Annotated in this window: 11 protein-coding genes; 8 read left to right on the top strand and 3 right to left on the bottom strand. The window is 68.4% G+C overall.

The window, feature by feature from the left end; all coding sequences use genetic code 11:
• From AC07A4_RS27210 to dnaA, 3 genes are all read right to left on the bottom strand, one after another.
• A partial coding sequence (locus AC07A4_RS27210) for an NAD(P)-binding domain-containing protein (RefSeq protein ID WP_478603145.1) occupies positions 1 to 479 on the bottom strand: 479 nt, incomplete at its 3' end.
• 132 nt (positions 480 to 611) lie between these two features.
• Entirely contained in the window at positions 612 to 1,742 is a 1,131-nt protein-coding gene (dnaN, locus tag AC07A4_RS27205) for a DNA polymerase III subunit beta (protein WP_478603144.1), read from the bottom strand.
• A gap of 1,001 nt (positions 1,743 to 2,743) precedes the next feature.
• Positions 2,744 to 4,774 carry a chromosomal replication initiator protein DnaA gene (gene dnaA / locus AC07A4_RS27200; RefSeq protein WP_478603142.1) on the bottom strand — a complete coding sequence of 677 codons (2,031 nt, stop codon included), beginning with the start codon at positions 4,772 to 4,774 and terminating at the stop codon, positions 2,744 to 2,746.
• A gap of 377 nt (positions 4,775 to 5,151) precedes the next feature.
• Here dnaA and rpmH point away from each other — a divergent pair, with 377 nt between their 5' ends.
• From rpmH to AC07A4_RS27160, 8 genes are all read left to right on the top strand, one after another.
• Positions 5,152 to 5,289: a 50S ribosomal protein L34 gene (gene rpmH, locus AC07A4_RS27195; RefSeq protein ID WP_016644655.1), complete on the top strand. Its 138-nt coding sequence runs from the start codon at positions 5,152 to 5,154 to the stop codon at positions 5,287 to 5,289.
• A 21-nt stretch (positions 5,290 to 5,310) separates the two neighbouring features.
• Positions 5,311 to 5,679 carry a ribonuclease P protein component gene (gene rnpA, locus AC07A4_RS27190; protein ID WP_478603140.1) on the top strand — a complete coding sequence of 123 codons (369 nt, stop codon included), beginning with the start codon at positions 5,311 to 5,313 and terminating at the stop codon, positions 5,677 to 5,679.
• Complete coding sequence (gene yidD / locus AC07A4_RS27185; RefSeq protein ID WP_478603138.1) at positions 5,676 to 6,035, top strand: membrane protein insertion efficiency factor YidD; 360 nt, start codon at positions 5,676 to 5,678, stop codon at positions 6,033 to 6,035. Before rnpA ends, yidD begins: the two co-directional genes overlap by 4 nt.
• A gap of 3 nt (positions 6,036 to 6,038) precedes the next feature.
• Positions 6,039 to 7,343: a membrane protein insertase YidC gene (gene yidC, locus AC07A4_RS27180; protein WP_478603136.1), complete on the top strand. Its 1,305-nt coding sequence runs from the start codon at positions 6,039 to 6,041 to the stop codon at positions 7,341 to 7,343.
• A gap of 14 nt (positions 7,344 to 7,357) precedes the next feature.
• A complete protein-coding gene (locus tag AC07A4_RS27175) occupies positions 7,358 to 7,873 on the top strand; it encodes a Jag family protein (RefSeq protein ID WP_478603134.1) in 516 nt (171 codons plus the stop codon).
• 99 nt (positions 7,874 to 7,972) lie between these two features.
• Positions 7,973 to 8,689: a 16S rRNA (guanine(527)-N(7))-methyltransferase RsmG gene (gene rsmG / locus AC07A4_RS27170; RefSeq protein ID WP_478603132.1), complete on the top strand. Its 717-nt coding sequence runs from the start codon at positions 7,973 to 7,975 to the stop codon at positions 8,687 to 8,689.
• Between the two features lie 262 nt (positions 8,690 to 8,951).
• Positions 8,952 to 10,028, top strand: a complete 1,077-nt coding sequence (locus AC07A4_RS27165) for a ParA family protein (protein WP_478603178.1) — start codon at positions 8,952 to 8,954, stop codon at positions 10,026 to 10,028.
• Positions 10,025 to 11,149: a ParB/RepB/Spo0J family partition protein gene (locus AC07A4_RS27160; protein ID WP_478603130.1), complete on the top strand. Its 1,125-nt coding sequence runs from the start codon at positions 10,025 to 10,027 to the stop codon at positions 11,147 to 11,149. Before AC07A4_RS27165 ends, AC07A4_RS27160 begins: the two co-directional genes overlap by 4 nt.
• Positions 11,150 to 11,312 lie beyond the last annotated feature (163 nt).

Raw genomic sequence — 11,312 nt, 5'->3', positions numbered from 1 at the left:
CCCGCGCCGACCTTGCCCGCGTGCACGGAGCCGAAGTCACCCTCCGGCTTGAGCGCGTCGAAGATCGGCTGCACCCTGGCGACGTTCTCCTTGTCACCGCCGTACATCAGCGCGTAGCCGTTCTCCAGACCCCACACACCGCCGGAGACACCGCAGTCGACGAAGCCGATGCCCTTGGCCGCGAGCTCCTCGGCGTGCTTCTCGTCGTCCGTCCAGCGCGAGTTCCCGCCGTCCACCACGATGTCACCGGGCGACAGGAGCTCGGCGAGCTCGTCGATCGTGGACTGCGTCGCGGGCCCGGCCGGGACCATCACCCACACCACGCGCGGGCCCTCAAGACGGCCCACCAGCTCTTCGAGGCTGTGGACATCCGCGAGGTCCGGGTTGCGGTCGTATCCGATGACGGTGTGGCCTGCGCGGCGAATGCGCTCGCGCATATTGCCACCCATCTTGCCGAGACCGACGAGACCGAGCTCCATCAGTGCGTTCCTAACTAGCGATGTGGCGTGAGGGCATGTCGCGGCCGCTCGGCGCTGAGCGGCTCACGTACCCGCGGCACGTTCGTACCCGCGCCCGAGCCTACGCCCGGACGCGACCACACACCTGTGGGCTCAGCCGCTCAGACGTACGGGCATGATCAGGTACTTGTACGCCTCGTCCGCCTCGGCGTCGAGGGCGGCCTTGCCGCTCAGGAGCGCGGGCTTCGTCGACGTCGTGAACGACAGCTGGGCGACCGGGGAGTCGATCGCGCTCAGGCCGTCGAGCAGGAACGTCGGGTTGAAGGCGATCGAGATGTCGTCGCCCTCGAGCTGGGCGTCGACCCTTTCCACAGCCTGTGCATCGTCGCTGGAACCGGCCTCCAGGATGAGCACGCCCTGCTCGAAGCTGAGCCGCACCGGGGTGTTCCGCTCGGCGACGAGCGCCACGCGCTTGACGGCCTCCACGAAGGGGGCGGTCTCGATGACGGCGACGCTGTTGAACTCCGTCGGGAACAGCGTGCGGTACTTCGGGAGGTCGCCCTCCAGGAGGCGGGTCGTCGTGCGGCGGCCCGCGCCCTCGAAGCCGATGAGGCCCTCGCCCGCACCGGAGCCGGACAGGGCGAGCGTGACCGTGTCGCCGCTCGTGAGGGCCTTGGCGGTGTCCAGGAGCGTCTTGGCGGGCACCAGGGCGACCGCGGAGGCCTCCGGGTTCTCCGGCTTCCAGAGGAACTCGCGGACCGCGAAGCGGTAGCGGTCGGTGGAGGCCAGCGTGACCGTGTCGCCCTCGATCTCGATGCGCACGCCGGTCAGGACGGGCAGCGTGTCGTCGCGGCCCGCGGCGATGGCGACCTGGGAGGCGGCTGAGGCGAAGACCTCACCGGGGACGGTGCCCGTGGCGGTGGGCATCTGCGGCAGGGCCGGATACTCCTCCACAGGCAGGGTGTGGAGAGTGAAGCGCGAGGAGCCGCAGACCACCGTCGCCCGTACACCGTCTGTGGAAATCTCCACCGGGCGGTTGGGCAGGGCGCGGCAGATGTCGGCCAGCAGACGGCCGGAGACGAGGACCGTGCCCTCTTCGTCGATCTCGGCGTCCACGGAGACGCGGGCCGAGACCTCGTAGTCAAAGCTCGACAGGGAGAGGGCGCCCTCCTCGGCCTTCAGCAGCAGCCCCGCGAGGACGGGCGCAGGCGGCCGAGCCGGCAGGCTGCGTGCCGCCCACGCCACCGCCTCCGCGAGTACGTCGCGTTCCACCCGGATCTTCACTTAGCCGCCCTCCTGCTGTTGCTGGCACTGGAGACCAGTCTGACGCACCGCACTGACAGCTGGTGCCCGTCGTGGTCAAGTCGTGCCGAGAGGTCGTGGCGAGCCGAGCGGCGAGTTGTGCACAGCCCCCACTTCAAAGCGGAAATCTGACTCTCTCTAGTCGGGAGTAGTAGTAGGGCCTGTGGAAACCGTGGATAACCGCGAAAGCGCAGGTCACTGCCCGTTTTTTGTCCACCGGGCCTGTGTGTGACGGCCGTGGAAAACCGGGGGAATCTGTGGACGCGCGAAAGTTCTGCACACCCGATGCACAGGAGGGTGGCACTTCTCCCCAGCCCTGTCCCCAGCTTTACCCAGCTTCCCCACAGGCCAACCCGGCACCTTTGTGTGACGCCTTTCACTCGACACGGTGAGGGCGCGCGTCACGTTGCCGAACAGTGGACAGCGCTGTGGGGAAGCTGTGCACAACCGCCCTCAGCCTGTGGGCCGCCAGTGGACAACCGAGAAGGCCCCCTGTGGAGAAGATCTTCATCCACAGCCTGTGGATGACCTTCGTCCACGAATCCACAACCGCTTGACCTGGTCTGATGACCATTCAGCAGGGTCCCTTGTGGACACGATCTGGACAACTCCCCAGTCCCCAGGGTGTGGAAGGCGAAAAGGCCCCTGATCTGTGGAGAACCCACCCAGGGTGATCGTGAATCGAACAGAAGATGACGAACAGGTCGCGGTGATGGGCGGGGTTCGAGGCCGATGAGGGCCGTCGGAGGCCGTCGAAGGCCTCTGTGAGGGGCGGCGCGAGCCGTTGTGGCGGCGGCTCGGGATGTCGTGGCGGTTGTCGCGGGCTCTGTGCCCGCTCGTGCACGCGCGCGTGGAGGCCCGAGAACTCCGAAGGCCCCGCAACCCCCGCAACCCCCGAGAACCCCGAGAACCCCCGAAAACGCGGAGGGCGCCCCAGGAGACGTACTCCCAGAGCGCCCTGACGTGGCGTAACGCTTCGGCTGTCAGCCGTTCTTGATGCGGTTGGTGAGCTCGGTCACCTGGTTGTAGATCGAGCGGCGCTCGGCCATCAGCGCGCGGATCTTGCGGTCGGCGTGCATCACCGTCGTGTGGTCGCGGCCGCCGAACTGCGCGCCGATCTTCGGCAGGGAGAGGTCGGTCAGCTCCCGGCACAGGTACATGGCGATCTGCCGTGCCGTCACCAAGACCCGGCTGCGCGACGATCCACACAGGTCGTCCACCGTGAGGCCGAAGTAGTCGGCGGTCGCCGCCATGATGGCCGTAGCAGTGATCTCCGGGGCCGCGTCCTCGCCGCCGGGGATCAGGTCCTTGAGGACGATCTCGGTGAGACCGAGGTCCACAGGCTGTCGATTGAGCGACGCGAACGCCGTGACGCGGATCAGCGCCCCTTCCAGCTCGCGGATGTTCCGCGAGATGCGGGACGCGATGAACTCCAGGACCTCGGGCGGGGCGTTGAGCTGCTCCTGGACCGCCTTCTTGCGCAGGATCGCGATGCGGGTCTCCAGCTCGGGCGGCTGGACGTCGGTGATCAGGCCCCACTCGAAGCGGTTGCGCAGCCGGTCCTCCAGTGTCACCAGCTGCTTGGGCGGCCGGTCGCTGGACAGCACGATCTGCTTGTTCGCGTTGTGGAGCGTGTTGAAGGTGTGGAAGAACTCCTCCTGCGTCGACTCCTTGTCCGCGAGGAACTGGATGTCGTCGACAAGAAGGATGTCCATCTCGCGGTACCGCTTGCGGAAGCTGTCGCCCTTGCCGTCGCGGATCGAGTTGATGAACTCGTTCGTGAATTCCTCCGAGCTCACGTACCGCACGCGCGTGCCGGGGTACAGGCTCCGCGCGTAGTGCCCGATCGCATGCAGCAGGTGCGTCTTGCCGAGCCCCGACTCCCCGTAGATGAACAGGGGGTTGTACGCCTTCGCGGGGGCCTCGGCGACAGCGACCGCGGCCGCGTGCGCGAATCGGTTCGACGCCCCGATGACGAAGGTGTCGAAGAGGTACTTGGGGTTCAGACGCGCGGTGGGCTCGCCGGGACCCGTCGCGGGCGCGGGCTGCGCGGCCAGCGGGCCCGGGGCGCCGCTGGAGGAGGGCAGGGAGGCCCCGCCACGGCCGCCGTGGCCACCACCCGGGCTCGCGTGACCGCCGGGGGCTCCTGGGCCGCTGTGGGCGCCTCCGTGGCCTCCGCGGCCGCCGTGGCCACCGGGACCCGCGAGGCCGCCGCTGCCGGGCGGATCCGGCAGCTCGCGCCGCTCCTGTGCCTGCCGGTCGCCGCGCTGCTGGTCGTACGGCGAGCGCTCCTGGGCGTCGTACGGAGCCCGCTGCTCGGAGTCGTAGGGCGGGCGCTCCTGGGAGCGGTAGTCGTGCTGCGGCTGCTGCCCGGGGCTCGCGTACGGGTCGCGCTCGGGGAAGCCCAACCGCGGCTGCTGCCAGCCGTAGTCGTCCTGCGGCTGCTGCGGCCAGGCGCCGGGGCGCTGGTAGTCCGGGTAGGCGGGACGGGCCGTCGGCAGCGGGTCGGGGCGCTGGCCCGTGGAGTGCTCGTCCCCCGGGCGGCGGCCGTAGCCGTCATATGTGTCATGCCCCTGACCGGAGGTCGAGGGCAGCTCCGGCTCCTCGTAGCGCTGCGCCGGCTCTTCGTAGCGGGAGGGCTGCTCCTCGTACCGCGAAGGCTGCTCTTCGTAGCGAGGCGGCTGCTCCTCGTAGCGCTGCTGCTGGAGCGGCGGCGCGAGTGGCGTCTGGGGCTCGCCCATGGTGTCGTCGACCGTGATGGCGATGCGGATCGGGCGGCCGCACTCGCGGCTCAGCGTCTCGCTGACGACCGGGGCGAGGCGGCCTTCGAGCACGCCCTTCGCGAATTCGTTCGGCACCGCGAGCAGCGCCGTGTCGGCGACAAGCGCCAGCGGCTGACAGCGCCGGATCCAGTGCTCGTCCTTCGCCTCGACGCCCTGTCCCCGCCCGTCGCCCAGCAGCTGTTCCAGAACCCTTGGCCACACTGCGGCAAGATCGGCAGGTACGTCAGCCACAGGGCACGCTCTCTCACAGGTCCCACGAAGGTGTGGTTCTTGGGACGGGTCGGGACGGAAATCGGGATGGGCAGGGGGAAGGGAACGAATCGGAGTTCAGCCACGGTAGTCAGGGCGACGGGTGCGGTTCAAGTTGTTGTCCACAGGCTGTGCACAGTGTCTCTCCCTGACGGCTGGTTTGACCGGATGGCGTAGCCCCGCGTACCGTAACCAGGTCGAGTTGTCGATGGCTGCTGCCGCCTGCCTCCGATGGGCAAAGATCACGATCTGTGATTGTGAAGCGGTGCACTCGGTGCGTATACGCGAGCTTCTCGTGGGCGCACGGTGACAGCCAGGCGATGTCCCGCCACCACACACATCATTTCTGGAGCCCCCGAGTGAGCAAGCGCACCTTCCAGCCGAACAACCGTCGTCGCGCGAAGACCCACGGCTTCCGGCTGCGGATGCGCACCCGTGCCGGCCGCGCCGTCCTGGCGTCCCGCCGCAGCAAGGGTCGCGCCCGCCTGTCCGCCTAAGCGCAATTAGGTCATGACGTCGTGCTGCCTACCGAGCATCGGCTGAGGCGGCGCGAAGACTTCGCGACCGCGGTACGCCGAGGACGACGGGCCGGACGCCCGCTTCTCGTCGTCCATCTACGCAGCGCAACGGACCCGCACGTGCCGGGGGACAGCGATCCCCCGACGCGTGCGGGTTTCGTCGTGAGCAAGGCCGTGGGTGGAGCCGTCGTGCGCAACGCGGTCAAGCGCAGACTTCGCCACCTCATGCGCGACCGACTGGACCTGGCGCCCCCCGGTAGCCTGGTAGTCGTACGAGCGTTGCCCGGCGCGGGCGACGCCACCTACGCACAGCTGGCCCAAGACCTGGACGCCGCCCTGCGGCGCCTCCTTGGAGGGGGCGCGCGATGAAGTACCCGCTGCTGGCGCTGATCAAGCTGTACCAGTGGACGATCAGTCCACTCCTCGGCCCAGTCTGCAAGTACTACCCGTCGTGCTCCCACTACGGCTACCTCGCCATCGACCGGCACGGTGCGGTCAAGGGAACAGCGCTCACTGCCTGGCGCATCCTGCGGTGCAATCCGTGGTCGCTCGGTGGTGTCGACCATGTCCCACCGCGCAAGCGCCCGCGGTGGCACGAGATGCTGCGCGCCTCCTGGCGCGAACGCAAGGGCGGGCCCTCCGCCGCTGGTGTGCCGACCGGGGACGACACCCCGGCTCCCGTGAGCCCGGCCGCCGAGACCCCGTCCCATGCTCAAGGAGCCTAATTAGTGGACACGATTGCCGGTTTCTTCAGCTTCATCACGACACCCGTCTCCTGGGTCATCGTCCAGTTCCACAGGCTGTACGGTGCGATCTTCGGCCCTGACACGGGCTGGGCCTGGGGCCTGTCGATCGTGTCCCTGGTGATCCTGATCCGCATCTGCCTGATCCCGCTCTTCGTGAAGCAGATCAAGGCGACCCGGGCCATGCAGACGCTGCAGCCCGAGATGAAGAAGATCCAGGAACGCTACAAGAGCGACAAGCAGCGTCAGTCCGAAGAGATGATGAAGCTGTACAAGGAGACGGGCACCAACCCGCTCTCCTCGTGCCTTCCCATCCTGGCGCAGTCTCCGTTCTTCTTCGCGCTGTACCACGTGCTCAACAGCATCGCGTCGAACGACACCATCGGTGTGATCAATGGCCGCCTCCTGGAGAGCGCGCAGAAGGCCCACATCTTCGGCGCCCCCCTGGCCGCGAAGTTCACGGACAGCTCGTCGAAGGTCGAGGGGCTCGGCTCCTCCCTGACCGACGTCCGCGTGGTCACGGCGATCATGATCATCCTGATGTCCGCGTCGCAGTTCTTCACGCAGCGCCAGCTGATGACGAAGAACGTCGACACCACGGTGAAGACCCCGTTCATGCAGCAGCAGAAGCTGCTGATGTACGTCTTCCCGATCATGTTCGCCGTCTTCGGCATCAACTTCCCCGTCGGTGTCCTCGTCTACTGGCTGACCACCAACGTGTGGACCATGGGCCAGCAGATGTACGTGATCCGCCAGAACCCGACCCCGGGCTCCAAGGCCCAGGCCGCGTTCCTGGAGCGTCTGCACAAGCACGTCACGCACGCCCAGAAGGCCCGCAACCGCCGCGAGACCAACGTCATCAAGGCCATCGTCGCCAAGGGCCGCGACCGCAACGAGTACGAGCGCAAGTTCATCAACGGCCTCAACAAGGCCGGTCTCGCCGCGCAGGCCGATGGCTCCGTGATCGTCAGCGAGTCCGTGGCCACCACGACCGAGGACGGGACGCCCGCGAGCGCGCCCAAGCGGCAGCAGCCCAAGCGCCAGAGCAAGGCCAAGCGCCAGTCGGCTCCCACCAGTGGTGCCGCACGCACCGACGGCGGAGCCGCGGAGAAGGCCTCGCTGGAGAAGCCCTCGCTGGAGAAGTCCGAGGACAGCAAGCCCCAGGGCGCCGAGGCCGCCAAGAAGCAGGACGCCACCAAGGGCGGCCAGCCCGGCCAGGGCACCCGCAGCAAAGCCAAGTCCGGACAGCGCAAGGGCCAGCAGCGGCCCAAGCACCCGTCCAAGAAGTAAAAGGAGTCCATCCCGTGACGGACGGCACCACCACCTCCGCCCCGGCCGAGGCCGGCGACGCGCTCACCCGCCTCGAGCAGGAGGGTGAGATCGCGGCGGACTACCTCGAGGGTCTGCTGGACATCGCCGACCTCGACGGCGATATCGACATGGACGTCGAGGCCGACCGTGCCGCGGTCTCCATCATCAGCGACGCAGGCACCCGTGACCTGCAGAAGCTGGTCGGCCGCGACGGTGAGGTCCTTGAGGCCCTCCAGGAGCTGACCCGCCTCGCGGTCCACCGCGAGACCGGCGACCGCAGCCGCCTGATGCTGGACATCGCGGGCTACCGTGCCAAGAAGCGCGAGGAGCTGTCCGAGCTGGGCGCCAAGGCCGCGGCCGACGCCAAGAGCTCCGGCGAGCCGGTGAAGCTCAAGCCGATGACGCCCTTCGAGCGCAAGGTCGTGCACGACGCGGTCAAGGCGGCGGGCCTGCGCAGCGAGTCCGAGGGCGAGGAGCCGCAGCGCTTCGTCGTGGTGCTCCCCGCCTGATCTGTACGTCATGTTCCCGGCCCCGTCTGTTCGCAGACGGGGCCGGTCTTTGTCAGCCTGATAGTCAGCGAACCAGTGCGGTACGGAAGGACGGTCCCCGTGACGGAGGCAGCGGAGCTCCCCCCGGCGCCGGAGCAGGCGCGGACGGTTTTCGGTGAGCGGTTCCCGGACGCGGTCCGGTACGCGGAGCTGCTCGCCGAGGCGGGAGTGCGACGCGGCCTGATCGGCCCGCGCGAGGTTCCCCGGCTGTGGGAACGGCACCTGCTGAACTGCGCCGTGCTGTCCGAGGTGGTTCCCGAGGGCGTGACGGTGTGCGATGTCGGCTCCGGTGCCGGGCTGCCCGGCATCCCGCTCGCCCTCGTCCGTGAGGATCTCAAGATCACGCTTCTTGAGCCCCTGCTGCGGCGCACGAACTTCCTCACCGAGGTCGTCGAAATGCTGGGACTCGACCATGTGACGGTCGTGCGGGGCCGTGCCGAGGAGGTCCTCGGCAAGCTGCCGCCCGTCCACGTCGTGACCGCGCGCGCCGTCGCCCCGCTGGACCGGCTCGCCGGCTGGGGCGTTCCGCTGCTGCGTCCCTATGGCCAGATGCTGGCGCTCAAGGGCGATACGGCCGAGGAAGAGGTCAAGGCCGCGGGCGCGGCCTTGAGCAAGCTGGGCGCCGAGTCCATCTCCGTCGTGCAGGTGGGCGAGGGCGTGGTGGATCCGCTGTCCACCGTGGTCCGGGTCGAGGTCGGGGAGAGCCCGGGTGGTGTGCGCTTCGCTGCCAAGCGTGCCAAGGCCGCGCGGATCGGACGCTCCCGCCGCCGTCGCTGATCCGTCCTGACGACGACCCGTACTCCACAAAAGCTGTCAAACGTACCTAGACCGGGGTGTCGCACCAGCGGCACCCCGGTTGCCATGCATCGTGTTTCACGTGAAACGTCGCTCACTGCTGCATGGCATCATCAGTCGCGGCCGCGCTGCCGAACCTCGCGAGCGTCGGCCTCTTGGTTCCCTCGATACGGGAACGGAGTTGTCCACAGAGACGGATTCATCCACAGAAGACAGGGCCTCGCTGGTTCACGACCCCGAAAGCATGGGAGGCTCTGTTCATTGCGAGCCTGAAGTCGAGGAGAGTGAATCCTTGCGGTCCGACGCCAACATCGCGGGACCGATGACCGATCCGGTCCCCGGCCCCCGTACCGAGTCGGCGGGGGAGGATGTTTCACGTGAAACACCGAGCCCGATGGACGACACCCCCATCGGCCGTGCCGCCCAACTGGCGGTGGAGGCCCTGGGACGCGCGGGTGAGGGCCTGCCACGCCCCGACCAGACCCGAGTCATGGTGGTCGCCAACCAGAAGGGCGGAGTAGGCAAGACGACGACAACCGTCAACCTTGCCGCCTCGCTGGCTCTGCATGGTGCGCGTGTTCTGGTGATCGACCTGGACCCGCAGGGGAACGCCTCCACGGCCCTCGGCATCGATCACCACGCCGAAGTGCCGTCCATCTACGACGTGTTGGTGGAGAGCAAGCCTCTCGCTGAAGTCGTCCAGCCGGTTCCTGACGTCGAGGGTCTCTTCTGCGCCCCCGCCACGATCGATCTCGCCGGTGCGGAGATCGAGCTGGTGTCCCTGGTGGCCAGGGAAAGCCGGCTGCAGCGGGCGATCCAGGCCTATGAGCAGCCGTTGGACTACATCCTCATCGACTGCCCGCCGTCACTGGGCCTGTTGACGGTGAACGCCCTGGTGGCCGGCGCGGAAGTGCTGATCCCCATCCAGTGCGAGTACTACGCGCTGGAAGGCCTCGGTCAGCTCCTGCGCAATGTCGACCTGGTGCGGGGTCACCTCAATCCGCAGCTGCATGTGTCGACCATCCTGCTGACCATGTACGACGGCCGTACCCGGCTGGCCTCCCAGGTGGCGGACGAGGTGCGCAACCACTTCGGCGACGAGGTGCTGCGGACGAGCATCCCGCGCTCGGTGCGCATCTCGGAGGCCCCCAGCTACGGCCAGACCGTGCTGACTTACGATCCAGGCTCAAGCGGTGCCCTGTCGTATTTCGAGGCGGCGCGGGAGATCGCGCTGCGCGGAGTCGGCGTGCGCTACGACGTGCAGCACGCCCACACGGGCATCCAGAACGACCAGCAAAGCATGACGGAGGGGATCCAGTGAGCGAGCGACGGAGAGGGCTGGGCCGAGGCCTCGGCGCTCTGATCCCTGCGGCTCCCACAGAGAAGTCGGCCGCCCAGAGCACGGGTGGAGCCTCCACCTCCCCCACCGCGGTGCCCGTGCTGACCGGAGAGCGTGGCGTGGCGGCGGCCAAGGTGGCCTCACTGCCGCAGAGCTCCGTCGTGCAGGAGCTGGTGGCGAGGGAACCGGACGAGCCCGACAACGGCGTCACGGAGGAGCTGCGGAGCCCGGCCGGAGCGCACTTCGCCGAGCTGCCCCTCGACTCCATCACGCCCAACCCTCGGCAGCCGCGTGAGGTGTTCGATGAGGACGCCCTCGCGGAGCTGGTGACCTCCATCAAGGAAGTCGGGCTTCTCCAGCCGGTGGTCGTCCGGCAGCTGGGTCCCGCGCGCTATGAGCTCATCATGGGCGAGCGGCGCTGGCGTGCTTGCCGCGAGGCGGGCCTGGAGCGCATCCCGGCGATCGTCCGGGCCACGGACGACGACAAGCTCCTCCTGGACGCGCTCCTGGAGAACCTGCACCGTGCCCAGCTGAACCCGCTGGAAGAGGCCGCGGCCTACGACCAGCTCCTGAAGGACTTCAAATGCACGCATGACCAGCTGGCGGACCGGATCGGCCGGTCCCGTCCGCAGGTCTCCAACACGCTGCGGCTGCTGAAGCTGTCGGCGAAGGTGCAGAGCCGGGTCGCCGCCGGTGTGCTGTCCGCCGGGCACGCCCGGGCCCTGCTGTCCGTCGAGGACCCGGAGGAGCAGGACCGGCTCGCGTACCGGATCGTGGCCGAAGGACTCTCGGTGCGGTCGGTGGAGGAGATCGTGACCCTGATGGGGTCGCGGCCGCAGAACACGCCGAAGCCCAAGGGGCCGCGCGCCGGGGCCCGGGTGTCCCCGGCCCTCAGCCAGCTCGCCTCCCGGCTCTCCGACCGCTTCGAGACGCGCGTGCGCGTCGACCTGGGCCAGAAGAAGGGCAAGATCGTCGTCGACTTCGCCTCGCCGGAGGACCTGGAGCGCATCCTCGCCACCCTCGCGCCGGAAGAAGGCCCGGTCTTCAGGCGAGGGCTCGCGGAGGCAGCGGCCGAGGACGCCTCGGAGGAAGAGCAGGACTGAGCCTCTCGACGGTGCCCACGACCCATGTGAGGCACTGAGCGCCTGAAATCCATGAGAGCGGGCCGCGTCCGGAGTACGCCGGAACGCGGCCCGCTCTTTGCTTTCCTCCAGTATCGATGGCATCGCTTCGTGGATACGATGCGTTTGGGTATGGCGCATTCAC

It is taken from the genome of Streptomyces sp. NPDC043996 (assembly GCF_056435225.1).
Note: the sequence above shows the minus strand (reverse complement) of the source record. Positions and strands in the feature narration are given on the sequence as shown.